The sequence below is a fragment of the Sphingomonas bacterium genome (assembly GCF_028292945.1).
In the GTDB taxonomy this organism is placed as follows: domain Bacteria; phylum Pseudomonadota; class Alphaproteobacteria; order Sphingomonadales; family Sphingomonadaceae; genus Sphingomonas.
On the sequence record NZ_JAQGLJ010000084.1, the window covers coordinates 1 to 19,472 of the forward strand.

General features: G+C 66.7%; 19 protein-coding genes. 10 read left to right on the top strand and 9 right to left on the bottom strand.

The window, feature by feature from the left end:
• Positions 1–151: 151 nt before the first annotated feature.
• On the top strand, positions 152–1,552 hold the full coding sequence (locus tag JWN21_RS09780) for an APC family permease (RefSeq protein WP_299649106.1): 1,401 nt from the start codon (positions 152–154) through the stop codon (positions 1,550–1,552).
• A 102-nt stretch (positions 1,553–1,654) separates the two neighbouring features.
• On the opposite strand, the gene JWN21_RS09785 is transcribed toward JWN21_RS09780, so the two are convergent.
• Positions 1,655–2,284, bottom strand: coding sequence for a carbonic anhydrase (locus tag JWN21_RS09785; RefSeq protein WP_299649109.1), 630 nt, complete (start codon positions 2,282–2,284; stop codon positions 1,655–1,657).
• A 53-nt stretch (positions 2,285–2,337) separates the two neighbouring features.
• Here JWN21_RS09785 and lipA point away from each other — a divergent pair, with 53 nt between their 5' ends.
• Both lipA and JWN21_RS09795 read left to right on the top strand, forming a co-directional pair.
• Positions 2,338–3,273, top strand: a complete 936-nt coding sequence (gene lipA, locus JWN21_RS09790) for a lipoyl synthase (RefSeq protein WP_299649112.1) — start codon at positions 2,338–2,340, stop codon at positions 3,271–3,273.
• Positions 3,266–3,739: a type II toxin-antitoxin system RatA family toxin gene (locus tag JWN21_RS09795; protein ID WP_299649115.1), complete on the top strand. Its 474-nt coding sequence runs from the start codon at positions 3,266–3,268 to the stop codon at positions 3,737–3,739. The genes lipA and JWN21_RS09795 overlap by 8 nt, the downstream gene beginning before the upstream one ends.
• On the opposite strand, the gene JWN21_RS09800 is transcribed toward JWN21_RS09795, so the two are convergent.
• From JWN21_RS09800 to JWN21_RS09810, 3 genes are read right to left on the bottom strand one after another with little or no spacing between them, the layout of a single operon-like run.
• Entirely contained in the window at positions 3,685–4,221 is a 537-nt protein-coding gene (locus JWN21_RS09800) for a CinA family protein (RefSeq protein ID WP_299649117.1), read from the bottom strand. The genes JWN21_RS09795 and JWN21_RS09800 overlap by 55 nt on opposite strands.
• Positions 4,200–4,706, bottom strand: coding sequence for a hypothetical protein (locus JWN21_RS09805; protein ID WP_299649120.1), 507 nt, complete (start codon positions 4,704–4,706; stop codon positions 4,200–4,202). The genes JWN21_RS09800 and JWN21_RS09805 overlap by 22 nt, the downstream gene beginning before the upstream one ends.
• Entirely contained in the window at positions 4,703–5,836 is a 1,134-nt protein-coding gene (locus JWN21_RS09810) for a bifunctional 2-C-methyl-D-erythritol 4-phosphate cytidylyltransferase/2-C-methyl-D-erythritol 2,4-cyclodiphosphate synthase (protein WP_299649123.1), read from the bottom strand. Before JWN21_RS09810 ends, JWN21_RS09805 begins: the two co-directional genes overlap by 4 nt.
• Before the next feature lie 72 nt (positions 5,837–5,908).
• Here JWN21_RS09810 and dusB point away from each other — a divergent pair, with 72 nt between their 5' ends.
• From dusB to hflX, 7 genes are read left to right on the top strand one after another with little or no spacing between them, the layout of a single operon-like run.
• Complete coding sequence (dusB, locus tag JWN21_RS09815; RefSeq protein ID WP_299649126.1) at positions 5,909–6,943, top strand: tRNA dihydrouridine synthase DusB; 1,035 nt, start codon at positions 5,909–5,911, stop codon at positions 6,941–6,943.
• Complete coding sequence (locus JWN21_RS09820; RefSeq protein ID WP_299649128.1) at positions 6,940–7,995, top strand: ATP-binding protein; 1,056 nt, start codon at positions 6,940–6,942, stop codon at positions 7,993–7,995. Before dusB ends, JWN21_RS09820 begins: the two co-directional genes overlap by 4 nt.
• Positions 7,992–9,434, top strand: coding sequence for a nitrogen regulation protein NR(I) (gene ntrC, locus JWN21_RS09825; protein ID WP_299649131.1), 1,443 nt, complete (start codon positions 7,992–7,994; stop codon positions 9,432–9,434). The genes JWN21_RS09820 and ntrC overlap by 4 nt, the downstream gene beginning before the upstream one ends.
• A 54-nt stretch (positions 9,435–9,488) precedes the next feature.
• Complete coding sequence (locus tag JWN21_RS09830; protein WP_299649134.1) at positions 9,489–11,672, top strand: ATP-binding protein; 2,184 nt, start codon at positions 9,489–9,491, stop codon at positions 11,670–11,672.
• A complete protein-coding gene (locus tag JWN21_RS09835) occupies positions 11,672–13,042 on the top strand; it encodes a sigma-54 dependent transcriptional regulator (RefSeq protein ID WP_299649137.1) in 1,371 nt (456 codons plus the stop codon). Before JWN21_RS09830 ends, JWN21_RS09835 begins: the two co-directional genes overlap by 1 nt.
• Positions 13,042–13,650 carry an RNA chaperone Hfq gene (gene hfq / locus JWN21_RS09840; protein WP_299649139.1) on the top strand — a complete coding sequence of 203 codons (609 nt, stop codon included), beginning with the start codon at positions 13,042–13,044 and terminating at the stop codon, positions 13,648–13,650. Before JWN21_RS09835 ends, hfq begins: the two co-directional genes overlap by 1 nt.
• Positions 13,647–14,936, top strand: coding sequence for a GTPase HflX (hflX, locus tag JWN21_RS09845; RefSeq protein WP_299649143.1), 1,290 nt, complete (start codon positions 13,647–13,649; stop codon positions 14,934–14,936). The genes hfq and hflX overlap by 4 nt, the downstream gene beginning before the upstream one ends.
• Here the strand turns inward: hflX and mazG are convergent.
• From mazG to metG, 5 genes are all read right to left on the bottom strand, one after another.
• Positions 14,917–15,639, bottom strand: a complete 723-nt coding sequence (gene mazG, locus JWN21_RS09850) for a nucleoside triphosphate pyrophosphohydrolase (RefSeq protein WP_299649146.1) — start codon at positions 15,637–15,639, stop codon at positions 14,917–14,919. The two genes, hflX and mazG, sit on opposite strands and share 20 nt — an antisense overlap.
• Positions 15,640–15,712: 73 nt before the next feature.
• Entirely contained in the window at positions 15,713–16,327 is a 615-nt protein-coding gene (locus tag JWN21_RS09855; protein ID WP_299649148.1) for a TIGR02281 family clan AA aspartic protease, read from the bottom strand.
• A complete protein-coding gene (locus JWN21_RS09860; protein WP_299649151.1) occupies positions 16,327–17,091 on the bottom strand; it encodes an MBL fold metallo-hydrolase in 765 nt (254 codons plus the stop codon). Before JWN21_RS09860 ends, JWN21_RS09855 begins: the two co-directional genes overlap by 1 nt.
• Positions 17,088–17,867 (bottom strand): TatD family hydrolase, encoded by a 780-nt coding sequence (locus JWN21_RS09865; protein WP_299649154.1) that lies wholly within the window; start codon positions 17,865–17,867, stop codon positions 17,088–17,090. The genes JWN21_RS09860 and JWN21_RS09865 overlap by 4 nt, the downstream gene beginning before the upstream one ends.
• Positions 17,867–19,405, bottom strand: a complete 1,539-nt coding sequence (metG, locus tag JWN21_RS09870; protein WP_299649157.1) for a methionine--tRNA ligase — start codon at positions 19,403–19,405, stop codon at positions 17,867–17,869. Before metG ends, JWN21_RS09865 begins: the two co-directional genes overlap by 1 nt.
• Positions 19,406–19,472: the final 67 nt, after the last annotated feature.

Sequence of the window (19,472 nt, forward strand, 5' to 3'; positions counted from 1 at the left end):
TCGACGCCAATTACTCTGTCGCCACTGCAAGAGTTGGACTCCCGCCTTCGCGGGGGTGACAAACCAGGGATTGCGTTAGGACCAACCGGGGGCACACCCCTCGACCCCGCCCGTTAACCATGCCAACACCCGCCCGCACTACGGGGGCGCAATGCAGGACGGGCAGCTACAGCCGGTGACACCGCCGCCGTTCGTGCGCAGCCTCGGCATCACCGGTGTCCTGTTCCTGACCCTGTCGGTGACGACGCCCGCCTCGTCGGTGTTCGTCTTCATCCCCGACATGATCGCGATCGCCGGCACCGGCGCGATCTGGGCGTTTCTGATCGCGGCGACCGTCTGCGTCGCCACCGCCTTCATCTATGCCGAGCTGTCATCCGCCTGGCCGGTGGCGGGCGGCGAATATGTCATGGTCGCGCACACGATCGGGCCGTTCGCGGGCTTCGTGATGCTCGGCGTCAACGTGTTCAACAATCTGATCTTCCTGCCCGTCGCGGGGCTGGGCATCGCGGCGGTGCTGTCCGTCGTCATTCCGGGCCTGCCCGAGATCCCGGTGGCGCTCGCGGTGATCGTCGCCTGCACGCTGATCGGGCTGTTCGACATTCGCATCAACGCCACGATCACCGGCTGCTTTCTGCTGCTGGAGGTGGTGGCGCTCGTGGTGGTCGCTTGGCTCGGCTTCGGTGAAGCCGTGCGCTCGCCGGCCGAGTTCCTGACCGCGCCCGTCGCGGGCGCGGCGCTGGCACCCGCCGGTCTCGCCTCGATCGGCGTCGCCACGTCGATCGCGATCTTCGCGCTCAACGGCTATGGTGCGGCGGTCTATTTCGGCGAGGAGATGCGCGAGGCGCCGGCCAGAATCGCGCACGCGATCATGTGGGCGCTCGGGCTGACGCTGTTGCTGGAAGGATTGCCGCTGGCAGCACTGCTCACGGCCGCACCCGATCTGTCCACCACCTTTGCCTCCGACAACCCGTTCGGCGATCTGGTGCTGGCACTCGCCGGCCCTACCTGGGCGAAGTGGGTCGCGGTCGCGGTCGCGCTCGCCGTCGTCAACGCGATCATCGCCTGGGTGCTCGCCTGCGCTCGCTTCTTCTACGGCACCGGCCGCGATCGCAGCTGGGGTCGGCCGCTCGACGGCTGGCTCACCGCCATGCACCCGCGGCTGGGCTCGCCCTGGGCGGCGACGCTGCTGCTCGGCGCGGCGGGCATGGGGCTGTGCTTCCTGCCCAAGGCGACACTGGAGGTATGGAGCGGCACCGGCCTGATCGCCATTTATGCCGGTGTCGCGGTGGCGGTGATGATCGGGCGGCGCAGCGGTGCCAGCGCGCACGCCCGCTATCGCATGCCGTTGTACCCGCTCGCCCCGCTGATAACGATTGCGTCGCTGGTGTACATCGCGTGGACTAACTGGCTGGATGTGGAGACCGGCCGCCCGGCGTTGGTCGCGACTGTGGTGCAGATCGCGGTGGCGGGCGGCTATTACTGGCTGGTTCTGCGCCGTCGCGGGGCATGGACCGTCCATGTGCCTGAAGGATCCACGTCACCCCGGCCTTGAGCCGGGGTCCCGCGCAGTCCGCGGCGAATGCCGTGACCATCAAAGGTCGGCAATTGGGGCGGGCATGGATGCCGGCTCAAGGCCGGCATGACGATGGGTTGATCACGCCGCCTCGAAGTTGCCCGCCTCGTTCAACACCCGCAACTTGCCATCGGCGATCGCGAACACCGCACCATGGATTGTCAGCGTGCCCGCCTCCACCCGCTCGCGCACGAACGGGAAGGTCAGCAGGTTGCCGATCGACGTCCGCACGCCCTCCTGCTCCAGTGCCTGTTGTCCCGCCTCGCCCGTGCCATGCTCGGCCACCACCCGCCCGCGCGCCTCGTCCAATAGCGCGATCCAGCCGGCGACGAAGGCGCCCTGACCGTATCCGGCATCGGCAAGGCTCCTCGTCAGCGCCGCGTTCACGCCGCCGCACATGCCATGCCCCAGCACGACGATTTCCTCCACGCCCAGCGCGGTGACCGCGAACTCAAGCGCGGCGGACACGCCGTGCCGCCCTCCGTCGGGCTCGTAGGGCGGCACCAGATTGGCAACGTTGCGCACGACGAACACCTCGCCGGGCCGGCTGCCGAAGATAGTCGCCGGATCGACGCGGCTGTCCGAACAGGCGATTACCATCACCTTGGGGGCCTGACCTGTCGCCAGGTCCTCCCATCTCGCCCGCTCGGACAGCCATTCATTGCCCCGAAAACGATAATAGCCGTCGATCAGGTCGGTAAAGAGCGTCATCTAATGCTCCGTTCGCGTTGTCTCGTGCGGCCGCAGTCGCTATCTGCGCAGCCATGACAGAGCCCATGCCGCTGGCCGTTCCGGCTCGTCAGCGCAAGCCCGACTGGATCCGCGTCAAGGCACCGACCTCGGTCGGCGTCGGCGAGACCCGCAAGTTGATGCGCCGTCTCGGCCTTGCGACGGTGTGCGAGGAGGCCGCCTGTCCGAACATCGGCGAGTGCTGGACCAAGAAGCACGCCACGGTGATGATCCTGGGCGACACCTGCACCCGCGCCTGTGCCTTCTGCAACGTCAAGACGGGCATGCCGCGCGCGGTCGATCCGCTCGAGCCCGAGCATGTCGCGGTCGCCGCCGCCGAGCTTGGCCTGCAGCACATCGTCGTCACCTCCGTCGACCGCGACGACCTTCCCGACGGTGGCGCGTCGCAGTTCGTCAAGGTGATCGAGGCGCTGCGCCGCAATACGCCCGCGACCACCATCGAGATCCTGACGCCGGACTTCCGCAACAAGGCGCAGGCAGCCGTCGAGTCGATCGTCGAGGCGCGGCCGGACGTATACAATCACAACCTCGAGACGGTGCCGAGGCTCTACCCCACCATTCGCCCTGGTGCCCGCTACTACGCCTCGCTGCGCCTGCTGGAGAGCGTCAAGCGCCACGATCCGTCAATCTTCACCAAGTCCGGCGTGATGACCGGGCTGGGCGAGGAGCGGCTGGAGGTGCACCAGGTCATGGACGACATGCGCTCCGCCGACATCGATTTCCTGACCATGGGCCAGTACCTCCAGCCGACGCCGCGCCACGCCAAAGTCGCGGAATTCGTCAGCCCCAAGGCGTTCGACGCCTATGCCGCCATCGCCCGCGCCAAGGGCTTCCTGCTCGTCGCCGCGTCGCCGCTGACCCGGTCCAGCTATCACGCCGGTGACGACTTCGCGAAGATGCGCGCGGCTCGCGAGGCGAAGCTTGCCGGTGCCCAAGTACCCAATGCCTAGCCACCATGAGACCCGCCATCTGCCCTATACGGCGGAACAGATGTTCGACCTCGTCGCCGACGTGAAGCGCTACCCGGAGTTCCTGCCCTGGGTCATCGCCATGCGCGTGCGGCATGATACGCCGACCGAAACACTCGCCGACATGATCGTCGGGTTCAAGGGCCTGCGGGAGAGTTTCACCAGCCGTGTCGACAAGAAGCGGGCTGAGCGCATCTGCGTCGACTATATCGACGGACCGCTGAAATACCTCCGCAACGAATGGCGGTTCCAGCCGGAAGGGCAGGGGTGCGCGGTCGATTTCACTGTCGACTTCCAGTTCAAGAACCGGGTCTTTGAGATGCTCGCGGGGCAGGTGTTCGGCACCGCGCTCCGCCGGATGATCGGTGCGTTCGAGACGCGCGCGACCGTGCTCTATGGAGCGGCGGAGACCGGCATCAGCAGTTCGAGCGCGCACAGCGCCGCCTGAAGCCGCACGCCGCCGCGGCCCGCATCGGCGAAGGTCTTGCGCTCGGCATGAACGTCCGACGGGTCCGATCCACGTTCGGCGCGCGCGAACACGACCGTGCCGACCGGCTTGCGCTCGCTACCGCCGCCCGGCCCCGCGACGCCCGTTATCGCTACTGCCACGTCGGCGTCGGTCTTCGCCAACACTCCTTGAGCCATGCTCCAGGCGGTGGCGATCGACACGGAGCCGAACGTTTCCAGCACATCCGCGCTGACCTTGAGCAAATCCTGCTTCGCGGCGTTCGAGTAGGTCACGAAGCCCGCTTCGAAGACGTCGGACGACCCGGGCAGCTCGGTCAAAGCCGCCGACACCAGTCCGCCCGTGCAGCTCTCCGCCACCGCGACGCGCCGCCCGGCGGCGCGATTTGCGTCCAACACGGCGCGCGCGGCTTCAACCAGTTCGGGGGGGAGCAGCGTGTCCACTACCGGCCAGACGCCGGGCATAGCGGCAACTGGGGCGTGGTGTCGCCCGGTCGGCGGTTTGCCTGACCGTGGCGCAGCGCGGTGACGATCACCCCGGCGACATTGCGCGGCGGCAGCGGCGCCAGCAGCCCCACCAGCCGATCGATCGTGCCGCAATCCTTGACCGCGATCCGCCCGACGATCTGCGGCGTCACCAGCGTCAGCAACAAGGGCCGCGCGAGTTCGGAGTCCAGCAGCGCACTGATTGACGGATCGGCGAGCTTCGCGATCGCCCCGCGCGCGGCGGGCCAGGCGAGGTCGGCTTCGGCCGTGTATCGTTGCAACACCGCGCCATTAGACTGCCGCAGCATGCTCCCTGCCGACAGCGCGGCCGCGCAGCGGACGCCGGTCTGGCGGAGTATGTCGGGCAGCGCGACGGTCGCCAGCGCCTCCGCCTCGGTCGTCGTCAGGCAAGGTTGCGCCGTGGGTTGCGCCAGGGCTGCCGCTAGCATCAGCAGCGTCTTCATTGGCCCCCCCCGGGCAGCCGCACGGTGGCCGAGGCCTGACACGCGATGCCCTCGCCCCGGCCGGTAAAGCCCAGCTGTTCGGTGGTGGTCGCCTTGATCGACACGCGGTCGACGTCGATCCGCAGCAGCTCGGCGATGCGCGCCTGCATGGCTGCGCGATGCGGCCCGATCTTAGGCGCCTCGCAGATCAGCGTCAGGTCGACAAAGGTGACCTGCCCGCCGCGCGTCGCGATCAGTTCGGCCGCATGGGTAAGAAAGCGGTGCGACGCCGCGCCTTTCCACTGCGCGTCGCTGGGCGGGAAATGCGTGCCGATGTCGCCCGCCGCGATCGTGCCGAGCAGCGCGTCGGTGAGCGCGTGCAGCGCCACATCGGCATCCGAATGACCCGTCAGCCCGCGATCATGCGGCACCTGCACACCACCCAGCCACAGCTCCTCGCCCACCGCCAGCCGGTGCACGTCGAAGCCGGTCGCGCTACGCCATTCCCACGGCATGCGCGCCTCCGCCATCGCGAAGTCCTCCGGGTGAGTCACCTTGTCCAGCATGGCGTCGCCCTGCACCAATGCCACCGCTTCGCCAAGTCGCCGCACCATTTGCGCATCGTCCGTTGCTTCCTGCGCTCCGTCCCACTCGGCATGAGCGCGGCGCAGGATGCCCGTGTGGAAAGCCTGCGGCGTCTGAACGCGCCATAACCCTTTCCGGCTCACCACTTCTCCCAGCGCTCGGTGCGCCCCGTGAGCAAGCGTGTCGGCGACCGGCAGAACTGGAGTCGCACCGGCTGCCAAGTCGAGCGCGCCGAGCACACGATCGATCACTGCCGGAGGCAGGAACGGTCGCGCCGCGTCGTGTACCAGCACGCGATCAGCGGAGATCGCAGCCAGTCCGTTGGCCACCGACTCCCGCCGGCTCGGCCCGCCCCTCACCACGCGCGCCGTGCCCGCGGCGGGGCGGGCCTGCCCCTCCTGACCCGCACCGATCACCACGACAAGATCGTCGATCAACGGGTGCGTCTCGAACGCTGCGACGCTGTGCGCCAGCATCGGCCGGCCGGCGATGGTCGCGAATTGTTTGGGCAGCGATCCACCCGCACGACTGCCCGAGCCGGCGGCGACGATGATGGCGGCGATCACCGGCGGTCCGCTAGCCGCATCGCCTTGTCAACGCCAGCCCCGGCGACTAGTTGCCTATTTTTCAGGCAGATCATGCGCACCCTCGCTCCCCTTCAGATCGGTCCGCCCGGGAGCAAGGGCGTCCGCATCGACAATCCCGTTATTCTCGCGCCGATGACCGGCGTCAGCGATCTGCCATTCCGAACGCTGGTTCGTCGTTACGGGTCGGGGCTGAACGTGACGGAGATGATCGCCAGTCAGGCGGCGATCCGCGAGACGCGCCAGTCGCTGCAGAAACTCGCCTGGGATCCAATCGAAGAGCCCGTGTCGATGCAGCTCGTCGGCTGTACGCCCTATGAAATGGGCGAGGCGGCGCGGCTGGCGGAAGATCGGGGTGCCGCCATCATCGACATCAACATGGGCTGTCCGGTGCGCAAGGTGACCAGCGGTGACGCCGGGTCCGCGTTGATGCGCGACCTGAAACTCGCCGCGCAAATCGTTGCCGGCGTTGTCAAAGCCGTTTCGGTCCCCGTCACGCTGAAGATGCGCATGGGCTGGTGCCACGACAGCCTCAACGCGCCCGAACTCGCCCGGATTGCGGAGGACCTGGGCGCGCGAATGATCACCGTACACGGCCGCACGCGCAACCAGATGTACAAGGGCACCGCCGACTGGCGATTCGTCCGCTCTGTCAAGGCAGCCGTATCGGTGCCCGTCATCGTCAACGGCGACATCTGTTCGGCGCAGCACGCCGATACGGCCTTGGAACAGTCCGGCGCCGACGGGGTCATGATCGGCCGTGGCAGCTATGGCCGGCCCTGGCTGCTAGGGCAGGTGATGCACTGGTTCCAGACCGACCGGCACCTGCCCGATCCGTCGTTGGGCGAACAATATCGCGCGATCAGTGGGCATTACGAGGCGATGCTGGAGCATTATGGCACCGTCACCGGCGTCAACATGGCGCGCAAGCATATCGGCTGGTACACCAAGGGGCTGCCCGGCTCCGCCGAGTTCCGCAATGCCGTCAACCAAGAACCCGACGCCAGGCGCGTGAAGGCGATGCTGGCGGAGTTCTACGCCCCCTATCGCGCGGCAGATGTGGAGCCCCAGCGGCTCGCGGCCGCGTGACGACTCGCCCCGGTCATGCCGAGTTGTTCGCCGCGCTCCCCATCGCCGCCGTCGCCATCGATCCCGAAGGCTGCATCGCTTACGCCAACGCGCTCGCCGAGGAGATGCTGGACATTTCGGAACGCCAGATGGTCGGTCAGCCGGTCGCCGCAGTTCTGCCGCCGCCGGTGCAACCAAGTGCGCGTGAAGGGCGTGGGTTCGCGGCTTATGATACGCTGATCGAGACCTCGCGGGGGCATACGCTACGGGTCGATTTCCATGAAGCGCAGCTGCCCGATAGACCCGGATGGCGGCTGATCACGCTGCATGGCGCGGAAGCGTCGCGACGTCTGGTGCATGCCGCCGATCGCGCCGCCGGCGGGCGCGCAGCAATCGGCGCGGCGGCGATGCTGGCGCACGAGATCAGGAACCCCTTGTCTGGAATCCGCGGCGCGGCCCAGTTGATCGGCGCCGACGGCCGAGGTGGCGAACTGCCGCAGCTGATCGTCACGGAAGTCGATCGCATCGCGGCGCTGATCGATCGGATGCAGGATTTCAGCGATACGCGCCCGCTGCCCGTTGTCGCCGCCAACATCTATCCCGTTCTCGACCACGCCCGGTCGGTCGCGCTCGCCGGATTCGCGCACGATGTCGCGATCGAGGAGCGGTTCGATCCGTCGCTGCCTGCCGCGCTGATCAACCGCGATGCCCTGACCCAGGTGCTCCTCAATCTGCTTCGTAATGCCCGCGAGGCGGTGCGCGGCGTCGCGCATCCGCGCCTGGTGCTGACCACGGCCTATCGGCAGGGGCTTGCGGTCAGCGCCGGAGCAGGTCGCCCGCGGCGACCGCTGCCGATCGAGATCTGCGTCGCCGACAACGGTCCCGGCGCGCCTGCCGACATCGTCGATCAGATCTTCGATCCGTTCGTGTCCGGTCGACCCGAAGGGCAGGGACTTGGCCTGGCGCTGGTCGACAAGCTGGTCCGCGACATGGGCGGCATCGTGCAATATGCGCGCGAAGGCGAGCCGGCGTTGACGATGCTCCGGCTCCTGCTGCCCAGGGCGACCCAGTGAGCCGCGTCCTCCTCATCGACGACGACGCCGCGATACGCACCGTGGTGTCGCAGGCCCTGCGCCGCGTCGGTCACGAGGTCACCGCCGTCGATTGCATCGCAGCGGCTGACCGCGCGCTCGCCATGCCGCCCGACGTGATGATCACGGATGTAGTGCTGCCGGACGGCGACGGGCTGGATCACCTTGCGAGGGTGTTCGAACAGCATCCCGCGCTGCCGGTTATCGTCCTTTCGGCGCGCAACACGCTGACCACGGCGGTGCGGGCGACGGAGGCGGGTGCCTACGAATACCTACCCAAGCCGTTCGATCTGGGCGCGCTGACGCAGGCGGTCGCCGGCGCGCTCGCGCGCGGTGGTGTCGTCGCCGATCGCGGGGCGGCGGACGAAGATGCCCCCCAGGGACATGCCGGCCCGCTGATCGGGCGCTCGCCCGCGATGCAGGACGTCTATCGGGTGATCGCCCGCGTCGTGTCCAACGACCTCACCGTTCTTGTGTCCGGCGAGTCGGGAACCGGCAAGGAGCTCGTCGCCCGCGCCATTCACGATCTTGGCCCCCGCCGCGCGCAACCCTTCGTCGCGATCAACATGGCTGCGATTCCGCGCGAGCTGATCGAGGCGGAATTGTTCGGGTACGAGCGCGGCGCGTTCACCGGCGCCACGCAGCGCACTGCCGGGCGATTCGAACAGGCGGCGGGCGGCACGCTGTTTCTCGACGAGATCGGCGACATGCCGATCGAGGCGCAGACGCGATTGCTGCGCGTGCTTCAGCAAGGGGAGTTCACGACGGTGGGCGGCGTGCGACCGGTCCGCGCGGACGTGCGGATTGTCGCGGCCACTAACCGCGATCTTGCGCAGCAGGTGGCGGGCGGGGCGTTCAGGGAGGATCTGTTCTACCGGCTCAACGTGGTGCCCGTTCACCTGCCGGCGCTGCGCGAGCGTCGCCAGGACGTGCCTCTGCTCGCGCGTCACTTCCTGGAAGAAGCGGCTGCGCAGGGTCTTCCTCGCCGTCAGCTTTCCCCGGCGGCGGTCGATGCGCTGACCGCGCACGGCTGGCCCGGCAACGTGCGCGAGCTGGAAAATCTTATGCGCCGGCTCTCCGTTCTGTCGCGAGACGAGTTGATCGCTGTCGACGCAGTGCGCTTGATGCTTGGCGGCGCTCACCGCCAAGAGCTGCTCGACGCCGGCTCCGATCCCGGCATAGCTGATGCTGTCCACGCGCTGATCGAGCGCATCGCTGCGGACCGACCAAGCGCGCTCGAGGACGGGACGCTGTACGATCGCGTAATCCGCGAGGTCGAGCGCCCACTGATAGAGGCACTGCTCGCCCGTCACGGCGGCAACCAATTACGTGCGGCGCGAGCACTGGGGCTCAACCGCAATACGCTGCGGAAGCGTCTGGACTCGCTAGGCATCGCCGCGCGCGGTGACGAAGCTGGTTAACGAGGCGCGACTATGTGCTTTCCTTGCAACAGGTGAGGCTGTAGCAGGGCAGCAATGGTATCGACAATGGCAGCGGAGTTCGGGCCGGGGCAGGGGGCGGCTCCTTCCGCCCTGACGCCGGTCCTGCGGGCGCTGGCCGTGGTCGTCATCGTCGCAATCACCACCGTCACCTATGTCGTGCTCGCGCGGCAGGGGAGTGCTGCGCAACCGTATAACCCGCTGTTCATCGCGCTGTTGCTGGTCGGAAACCTGATCGCCGGCTCCGCCTTGCTGGTCCTGGTGGGGCGAAGCCTCGCGCGCCGGCGCGCTGCTCGCTCACCGCTCGGCGGCAACGGTCAGCTCCATGTCCGTCTCGTCGCGCTGTTCTCGATCGCGGCCGCCGTCCCGCTGGCGTTGGTGACGATCACGGCCTCCTTGCTGTTTCAATATGGCAGCCAGTTCTGGTCGTCCGACACCGCGCAGGCGATGCTCGGCAACACACGTGACCTGGTGCAGCTCAATTACCAGCGAGAGGTCAGCATCACCACCGCCGAGCTGAAGGCGATGACCGGCGACCTGTCCGATACCCTACGATCGGTTCCGATCGAGGCCGACCTCTTCCGCGGCTATCTGGGCGAGCAAGCATATCGCCGGGAACTGTCCGAGGCGATGATCTTGCGCGCCGGCGACAAGGACCCGCTCGCGATCGTCAATCCTTATAAGCGACCGCTGATCAACGTAGTCACCGCTCAGATGATGCGATCGCTCGATCGCGGCGCACCGTCCGTGCTCATCGAGGAGCGCGACCGAATCGGCGTGCTGGTGAAGCTCGATTATGGCCGGCGCACCTATCTTTATGGTTCGCGGCTGTTCGATCAGGATCTGGCGACGCAGATGCGGCGTAGCGACGCGATAACGGCTGATTACCGCGCGCTCCAGTCGCGCTCGCGATCATTGCAGCTGCGCTTCAACGCGGCACTGCTTGGCATGTCGCTGTTGATTGTCGGCCTCGCGGTGTGGATCGCGTTGCAGGTGGCCGATCGGCTCGCGCGGCCGGTCAGCGACCTGGTGGGCGCTGCCAGGCGGGTGGCCGAGGGCGATTTGGCAGCCCGTGTTCCCGAGACGAAGGAACGAGATGAGGTCGGTACGCTCAGCCGCGCCTTCAACACCATGACGGGCCGTATCCAGCAGCAGAACGCCGCACTGGAAAGCCGCCGCGCCCTGATCGAGGCGGTGATGGCGGGGGTTTCGGCCGGCGTCGTGGCGACCGACGCGGAGCGCAAGGTGACGATCGCCAACAACTCCGCAGCGCGCCTGCTCGGCGCCGATGCGATCGTCGGGCGGGCGCTAAGCCAAGTGTGTCCCGAGCTCGACCTGCTCGTGCGCGACGGTCAACGCGAGGCCATCGTGCAGGTGGGCGGGCATGACGAGCCGCGCACCTTGGCTGTACGCATCGCCCGCGCGGAGGCGAGCACGATCCTGACCTTCGACGATATCACCCAGCAGCAACTCGATCAGCGCCGCGCCGCCTGGGCCGACGTCGCGCGTCGGATCGCGCATGAGATCAAGAACCCGCTCACGCCCATCCAGCTCGCCGCCGAACGGCTGCAACGCCGCTACGGGGGCAAGATCGACCCGGCCGACGGCACCTTTCGCCAGCTGACCGACACGATCGTCCGTCAGGTCGGCGATCTCCGCCGCATGGTGGATGAGTTCTCCTCCTTTGCACGCATGCCCAAACCGGTGTTCCGCGAGGAGTCGCTGGCCGACATCGCGCGACAGACGCTGTTCCTGCATGAAGTGGCTTACCCAACGATCACCTTTGCGTTGGTCAGCGATGATCCCGGTCCGCAACTGGTCTGCGACCGCCGTCAGATCGGGCAGGCCTTGACCAATCTGGTCAAGAATGCGGTCGAAGCGATCGAGGGAGCAGGGGCCGTGACGCTGACACTGACCGAGGCGCGGGGCAAAGTGTGCATCGAGGTTTCGGACACCGGCACGGGCCTGCCAGAGGACCGCGAACGAATTCTAGAACCCTATGTCACGAACCGCGTGAAGGGCACCGGCCTAGGGCTTGCAATCGTCAAGAAGATCATCGAGGAACATGCTGGAACCATGACACTTTCCGACCGCCACGGCGGAGGCAGTACGATCACCCTGACCTTCGACGCCGCTGCCCTGCTCGCGCTCGAGCACGTGGTGCCCACGGAAGCGTCGGGCGAGGAGCAACTCGCTCAGCTCATGCCGATGCGAACCTGATGCCATTGGATATCCTTGTCGTCGACGATGAGCAGGACATCCGCGAGCTGGTCGCGGGCGTGCTCGAAGACGAGGGCTATGACACGCGCTCCGCCGCGCATAGTGATGGCGCACTGGAGGCGATCGCGACGCGGCGCCCGTCGCTCGTCCTGCTCGATGTGTGGCTACACGGGTCCCGACTGGGCGGTTTGGAGCTGCTGGACGAGATCAAGCGACGCGATCCATCGCTGCCCGTGCTCGTCATCTCCGGGCACGGCAACATCGACACGGCAGTAGCCGCGATCCGCCGCGGGGCGGCCGACTTCATTGAAAAGCCCTTCGAGGCCGAGCGCCTGCTGCTGATGGTCGCGCGCGCGACCGAGACCGAGCGGCTGCGGCGCGAGGTGGCGTCGCTGCGCGCAACGGCCGGACGCGACGCCGATCTGACCGGTAGCTCAACGGCCATCAACGCCGTGCGAGCGACGTTGAAACGGGTCGCCGGCACCGGCAGCCGCGTGCTGATCATGGGGCCGGCCGGCGTCGGCAAGGAGGTCGCGGCGCGCCTGCTGCACGGCTGGAGCAACCGCGCACAGGCACCGTTCATCATCGTCTCGGCGGCGCGCATGACGCCCGAACGCGTCGAGCAGGAATTGTTCGGCGTCGAAGAAGGCAGCGATCTGGTGCAGCCCGGCCTGCTCGAACAGGCCCATGGCGGGACTCTGTTCTTGGACGAGATCGCGGACATGCCCGTCGCCACCCAGGCACGGATCCTGCGCGTGCTCACCGATCAGAGCTTCAGCCGGGTTGGCGGCACCCGCGTGGTCAAGGTCGATGTTCGCGTTGTCTCGGCGACGGGTCGGGACTTGACCCAGGAAATTGCCGAGGGTCGCTTTCGTGAGGACCTGTACTACCGTTTGAACGTCGTACCCGTCGTTCTTCCAGCGCTGTCGGAGCGTCGCGAGGACATCCCGCCCCTCGTTCAGCACTTCGTGGCGCATTTCGCGAACGATCGGCGGGTACCGACGCCGGAGATCGCCGACGATACGATGGTGGCGTTGCAGTCGCACGACTGGCCCGGCAATGTCCGACAGCTGCGTAACGTGATCGAGCGCACGATCATCCTTGCGCCGGGGGATCGCATCGGGCGGATTGATCTGGACCTATTGCCGGCGGAGGTGCTGGGCACCGACGGCGGTGGCGCGGGAGCAGGCGCGATGATGGGGGCGCCGTTGCGCGAAGCGCGCGAGACGTTCGAACGGGAATATCTGCGGGTTCAGATCCGGCGTTTCTCCGGCAACATCTCGCGCACTGCGAGCTTCATCGGCATGGAGCGGTCGGCGCTTCATCGTAAGCTGAAACTGCTTGGGATCACCGAACCGCGCGACGAGTGATGGACGTTCGTGCGCAGGCCCGATACGATCCGTCACCCCTCTTCCAGGGAGGGGTGGATCCGACGCCGGGAACCGGCGCATCGCGGGACACGATCCCGCCAAGAACGAAGGATACCGTGATGGCCGACCGGCAAGGCTCGCTACAGGACCTGTTCCTCAATGGTGTTCGAAAGAACAAAACACCAGTCACGATGTTTCTGGTCAAAGGTGTAAAACTGCAGGGCATCGTCACGTGGTTCGACAACTTCTCGGTTCTTCTCCGCCGCGATGGCCAGTCGCAGCTTATCTACAAGCATGCGATCTCAACGATCATGCCGGCAGGGCCGATCGACGTTGCCACCATTGTCGAGGGAACGGGGGAGGGGACGCGAAAGCCGCTGCTGCAGGATGTGTTCCTCAACGCTGTTCGACGCTCCGACGAGAGCGTGACGATGTTTCTGATCAACGGTGTCATGCTGCAAGGCTACGTCGCCGGTTTCGACCTGTTCTGCATGCTGCTGACGCGCGAAGGCATGGCCCAGCTCGTCTACAAGCACGCGGTGTCCACCGTGCAACCGGCTCGACCGCTCAACCTCGCCGAAGAGACACCCGACGAGGATGACGAATGAGCGCTGGCTTTGATCGTGATCGCGGCGAGTTCGCGCGCGGTGCCCGGGCGCTAATCGTCCTGCCCGAACGTGGCGACGCTCACCGCGATACCGAGGCCCGCCTGGCGGAGACCGCCGGCCTGGCGGCGGCGATCGGGTTGATTGTCGCTGACAAGGTCTCGTTGCGTGTGCGCCAGCCGCGCCCACAAACGCTGATCGGCAGCGGACAGGCGGCCGAGCTGGCGGTGCGCTGCCGGCAGGAAGACGCGCAGCTGGTAGTCTTCGATGCGAGCCTCACACCGGTTCAACAGCGCAATCTAGAGACCGCGCTGGAGGCCAAGGTGATCGACCGCACCGGCCTCATCCTGGAGATATTCGGCGAGCGCGCGGCAACGGCCGAGGGCCGCCTGCAGGTGGAACTGGCGCATCTCGACTATCAGGCCGGGCGCTTGGTGCGGAGCTGGACGCATCTGGAACGCCAGCGGGGCGGCTTTGGCTTTCTGGGCGGCCCGGGCGAGACGCAGATCGAGGCGGATCGCCGCCTTATCCGCGACCGGATGGCGCGGCTCCGGCGCGAGCTCAACCAGGTCAGCCGGACGCGAGGACTGCACCGCGAGCGGCGTCAGCGCGCGCCATGGCCGATCATCGCGCTGGTCGGTTACACGAACGCCGGAAAGAGCACGCTGTTCAACCGTCTCACCGGCGCCGACGTCATGGCGGAGGACCTGCTCTTCGCGACGCTCGACCCGACGTTGCGGCAAATCTCGCTGCCGGGGCTGGACAAGGCGATCCTGTCGGACACCGTCGGCTTCGTTTCCGATCTGCCGACGCAATTGGTCGCTGCGTTCAAGGCGACGCTGGAAGAGGTGGTCGCGGCCGATCTGCTCATCCATGTTCGCGACATCGCGCATCCCGACACCGAGGCGCAGCGCGCCGATGTGGAGGCGGTGCTTGGCGATATCGGAGTTGCACCGGATACGCCGAGGCTGGAGGTCTGGAACAAGCTCGATCTGCTGGACGCCGACCGGCGTGAGGCATTGCTCGGCGACGCTGCCCGGCGCGGCGATGTGGTCGCTATTTCAGCGCTTGACGGGGAGGGGATCGACCCCCTGATCCAGCGCCTCGGGTCCGACCTCACGACTGGGCATCGGCGCTACAGCATCGATCTGGATCCCGCCGATGGGGCAGGTGCGGCCTGGTTGCACGCGCATGGCGAGGTACTCGAGGAGACTGATGTTCAAAATGGAGCGTACGAGGTCCGGCTTTCGCCTGCCGATTACGATCGGTTTACCCGTCGCGACGTTTGACGGCTTGCCAGAGTGCCTCCTTGTCGGCGAGCGACAGGGCATGGAAGTCAGCGCCGGCACGCGCCTCCATGGCGCGGAAGCGACGTTCGAATTTTCCAGTCGCCGAGCGTAGCGCGGCTTCAGCGTCGACACCCAGGTGGCGTGCCCAGTTGACGACGGAGAAGAGCAGGTCGCCGATCTCCTCAGCCTGTTCTGCAGGAGATGAGGCCGTCGCCACCTCGGCAAGCTCTTCCTCGATCTTGGCGCGCGGTCCCGTGGCGTCGGGCCAGTCGAAGCCGACGCGCGCGGCACGGCGCTGTAGCTTTTCGGCACGCGTCAACGCAGGCAGGCCCAAGGCTACACCATCGAGCGCGCCCGCAGCCCCCTTGGCGCGACGCTCGTCGGCCTTGCTGCGCTCCCAATCCAGCGCGTTGCCCCGAGAAGCTTCCGGACCGAAGATATGCGGGTGGCGGCGTTCCATCTTGTCGCTGATTGCGTCGGCAACGTCGGCCAGCGTGAACGCACGGGCTTCCTCCGCGATACGGCTATGGAAGACGACTTGCAGGAGGAGGTCGCCGAGCTCGTCCTTGATTTCGGCGGCATCGTCGCGGGCGATCGCGTCCGCAACCTCATAGGCTTCCTCGATCGTGTACGGCGCGATCGAGGCCCAGGTCTGGGCGCGGTCCCATTCGCAGCCGTGGACGGGATCGCGGAGGCGGGCCATGATGGCGACAAGACGCTCGATGTTGGCGAATGTGCCGCGTATTACGGTCAACACGCCAGACCGATAATATACATTATGTAAAGTCCTGCGGGTGATGTGGGGTGAGGATGAGAGTGCGGCCCTCCACTCGCCAGGATTTCAGGCGCGACAGGAAGTTCATGCCGAGCACATTGGTTTCGCCGAATGCCGGCGACACGACAACTGACAGTTCGCGCGCGACGATGTTGCCGAGCCGCAACTCCGCGACTGTGGCGCTCCGGGCCGAGACTTGGCCGTTTGCCGTCTGGATCAGGAGCGGAAACATGGGCTTCTCAACCGTCAGTCCGGCCGCCGTTGCGGTCTGCGCGGACAAGGCCGTCACCGTCGCCCCGCTGTCGATCAGCAGCCGCTTCGACAGGCCCCCGATCGTCGCGTTCGCCCAAAAATGGCCGTCCGGACTCATGCGGATGCGCACCTCCTTGCCGACGACCTTCTGGTCCGAGATGTTGAGCGCGCTCGCGACGCGCGCGAGATAGGGATCGAACCGCTCACGCTGTGTGAAGACGTAGGTGGCAATGCCGAACAGCGCCGCCCAAGTCGCCAGCATCGACACCACGCGCAGGAAAGGCACCCGTCGCGCTATCAACGCCGACACGGGCAGAATCAATAACAAGGCGTAAATCAGCGCATTAGGGCCGAGATCTTCCATCACAGATCGAACTCCAGCCCGTCGTAGCCGGGCTCCACCCCGACGGGCAGGCGCGCCGCCTCGGTACGGTAGTCCATCGAATGGTCCATATGAACGAGCGCTGTCCTGACCGGCGCCAGCTCCTCCACCCAGGCCAGTACCGCCTTGACCGTAGGATGCGACGGATGCGGCGCGTGACGCAACGCATCGACGATCCACACGCCGAGATCGCTGTACAGGGCACGCATCGGCGCGGTCAGCTCATGGAAATCGGTGGCGTAGCCGACCGACTTGCCGCCGCCCTCGAACCGCAGTCCGGCCGACGTGATGCCGCCATGGGGCTGGTCGACGGCGCGGATGGTCAAGCCGCCGATGGTGAGCGCATCCAGGAGCGCTTCCCCGGCGATGGTCGCCGGGTAGTCGCCGTTGCCCGCGAACACATATGCGAAACGGCGCTGCAGCACGTCCAGCGTATGCGCGCGCGCCAAGCCGCGTACGGGGCGGCCCATCGCATGATAGAGCTGCCGCACATCGTCGATACCATGACAATGGTCGGCATGATCGTGCGTCCAGATGATCGCATCGACGCTTGCCACGTCGGCGGCGAGAAGCTGTTCGCGCAGGTCCGGGCTGGTGTCGACCAGCACGCGGACGCCGTCATGTTCCACCAGCAACGATGAGCGCGTGCGTCGATTGCGGGGCTCGGCAGGGTCGCAGGCACCCCAGTTGTTGCCCAGCCGCGGCACGCCCGACGAGGTGCCCGAACCCAGAATGCGAACCTTCACGCAGGTCCGGTCTTCGCAAACAGAGTACGAAAGTTGCGGTAAGTCGCTGCCATCAGGTCATTCACCGCCTCCCCGCGCAGGTTCGACAGAAACGCTGCGGTATCGGCGACAAAGGCGGGTTCGCCGGTGCGGCCGCGGTGCGGGACGGGCGCAAGGAACGGTGCGTCGGTCTCGATCAGCAGTCGATCGAGCGGCAGGCGTGCCGCCGTTTCCTGAATGTCTCGCGCGCTCTTGAAGGTCACGATCCCGGATATGGAAATGTAGAAGCCCAGCGCCAGCGCCTTGTCGGCGAACGCGCGGGTGCCGGTGAAACAATGGATCACGCCGGGAAAGGACCCCTGCCCCAGCTCTTCCTTCAGGATGCCGAACGTGTCGTCCTCGGCGTCGCGGCTATGAACGACGATCGGCAGTCCGGTCTCGCGACAGGCGGCGAGGTGCGCCCGAAAGCTCGCCTGCTGGCGCCCGCGATCGCTATGATCGTAATGGTAGTCGAGGCCGCTCTCCCCGATCCCGACCACCCTGGCATGACGCGTGCGCTCGATCAGCTTCGCGGTATCGATGTGCGGATGCTGGTCGGCCTCGTGGGGGTGGATGCCGACCGTCGCCCAGACGTCCGCTTCGCGCTCGGCGGTCGCCAGCACCGCGTCCCACTCGCTTTCGCGGGTCGCGATGTTGAGCATGGCGGTGACGCCACGCGCGCGCGCGCGCGACAGGACGGCTTGCTGCTCTTCCGCGATCCCCTTGTAGTTCAGGTGGCAGTGACTGTCGGCGAGCATCAGGCCGGAAGCTCGAGGCGCGGAAAAACGGGACTGGGTGGCGCGATGCGGAAGCCGCTGTCGGCGGTACGTGCGTACCAACCATCGTCGTCGACGGCCGCATGGTCGCGTTCGGCCGCGCCGATCTGATCGAGCATTTTCCCTGCTCCTTCAGGAATGACGGGCAGGATGACGATCGCGAGCATCCTGATCGCGCGAACGAGCGTGCCGAGCACCGCGTGCATCCGTTCGGGGTCCGTCTTGCGCAGCGCCCAGGGTGCGGCGGCATCGATATAGGCGTTGCACGCGAACACGCCGCGCATCCACGCCTCCAGCCCCTGGCTGAGCATCAGGCCATCGAACGCCGTGCGCAATGCGGCGCAGGCGACCACCACCTCCTCGATCAGCTCGCCATCGGCGTCTTCCGGCCTCCCCGCGTCGGGAAGAACGCCGTCCAAATTCTTGGCAATGAATGACAAGGTGCGTTGCGCGAGGTTGCCGAAACTGTTCGCCAGCTCCGCATTGACGCGTTGAACGATGGCCTCGGGCGAATAGGTGCCGTCCTGTCCGAAGCTCACCTCGCGCAGGAAGAAATAGCGCAAGGCGTCGACGCCGAACGCGTCGGCGAGCGCCGCCGGATCGACGACGTTGCCGAGCGACTTCGACATCTTCTCACCGCGACTGAGCAGGAAGCCATGACCGAACACGGATTTCGGCAGCGGCAGCTTAGCGGACAACAGGAATGCCGGCCAGTAAACCGCGTGAAAACGGACAATATCCTTGCCGATCAGGTGGATGTCGGCGGGCCAGAAGCGGCCACCCTGCGGCGCGTCGGGATAGCCCGCGCCGGTCAGATAATTGGTCAGCGCGTCGACCCAGACGTACATGACATGACCCGGACTGCCGGGGACGGGCACGCCCCAGTCGAAGCTGGTTCGCGACACGCTGAGGTCCGACAGCCCGCCCTCGACGAAGCGCATCACCTCGTTGCGGCGACTGTCCGGGCGTATGAAGTCGGGATTGGCCGCATAGAGATCGAGCAGCGGCTGCTGGTATTTGGAAAGCCGGAAGAACCACGTCTCCTCGGCAGTCCATTCGACCTGCGTGCCCTGTGGCGAGCGGCGGTCATCGCCCTCCCCCGTCAGCTCGGACTCGTCGTAGAAGGCCTCGTCGCGAACCGAGTACCAGCCCTCGTACCGGTCGAGGTAGAGGTCGCCCGAATCCGCCATCGCCTGCCACAGCGCCTGGCTTGCCGCGTAATGGTCGTCGTCGAGCGTGCGGATAAAACGATCATAGGAGATGTTAAGCCGGTCGGCGATGTCACGGAAATAGCCTGACATTTCGTCAGCAAACTCGCGGGTCGGGATGCCGCGTTCGCGGGCAGCTTGCGCCATTTTAAGCCCGTGCTCGTCGGTGCCGGTCTGAAACAGCACGTCGCGTCCAGCCTGGCGCTGGAACCGCGCGATCGCGTCGGCGGCGACCATCTCATAGGCATGGCCGATATGCGGGCGGCCGTTGGGGTAGTGGATCGCAGTCGTTATGTAGAAGGGGTCGGCCATGTGGGGCGCGGTAGCAGAGGGTGGCGCGGGGGTGAACCTCCAACCCCTCTCCCGCACGCGGGAGAGG

Excerpts from the sequence above, each read along its gene's own strand:
- JWN21_RS09830 (WP_299649134.1), top strand. The coding sequence starts at position 9,489 with ATGGTATCGACAATGGCAGCGGAGTTCGGGCCGGGGCAGGGGGCGGCT.
- JWN21_RS09805 (WP_299649120.1), bottom strand. The coding sequence starts at position 4,706 with ATGAAGACGCTGCTGATGCTAGCGGCAGCCCTGGCGCAACCCACGGCG.
- mazG (WP_299649146.1), bottom strand. The coding sequence starts at position 15,639 with ATGGCCCGCCTCCGCGATCCCGTCCACGGCTGCGAATGGGACCGCGCC.
- JWN21_RS09835 (WP_299649137.1), top strand. The coding sequence starts at position 11,672 with ATGCCATTGGATATCCTTGTCGTCGACGATGAGCAGGACATCCGCGAG.
- JWN21_RS09865 (WP_299649154.1), bottom strand. The coding sequence starts at position 17,867 with ATGCTCGCCGACAGTCACTGCCACCTGAACTACAAGGGGATCGCGGAA.
- dusB (WP_299649126.1), top strand. The coding sequence starts at position 5,909 with ATGCGCACCCTCGCTCCCCTTCAGATCGGTCCGCCCGGGAGCAAGGGC.
- JWN21_RS09795 (WP_299649115.1), top strand. The coding sequence starts at position 3,266 with ATGCCTAGCCACCATGAGACCCGCCATCTGCCCTATACGGCGGAACAG.
- hfq (WP_299649139.1), top strand. The coding sequence starts at position 13,042 with ATGGACGTTCGTGCGCAGGCCCGATACGATCCGTCACCCCTCTTCCAG.
- JWN21_RS09855 (WP_299649148.1), bottom strand. The coding sequence starts at position 16,327 with ATGGAAGATCTCGGCCCTAATGCGCTGATTTACGCCTTGTTATTGATT.
- lipA (WP_299649112.1), top strand. The coding sequence starts at position 2,338 with ATGACAGAGCCCATGCCGCTGGCCGTTCCGGCTCGTCAGCGCAAGCCC.
- hflX (WP_299649143.1), top strand. The coding sequence starts at position 13,647 with ATGAGCGCTGGCTTTGATCGTGATCGCGGCGAGTTCGCGCGCGGTGCC.
- JWN21_RS09800 (WP_299649117.1), bottom strand. The coding sequence starts at position 4,221 with ATGCCCGGCGTCTGGCCGGTAGTGGACACGCTGCTCCCCCCCGAACTG.
- JWN21_RS09780 (WP_299649106.1), top strand. The coding sequence starts at position 152 with ATGCAGGACGGGCAGCTACAGCCGGTGACACCGCCGCCGTTCGTGCGC.
- JWN21_RS09785 (WP_299649109.1), bottom strand. The coding sequence starts at position 2,284 with ATGACGCTCTTTACCGACCTGATCGACGGCTATTATCGTTTTCGGGGC.
- metG (WP_299649157.1), bottom strand. The coding sequence starts at position 19,405 with ATGGCCGACCCCTTCTACATAACGACTGCGATCCACTACCCCAACGGC.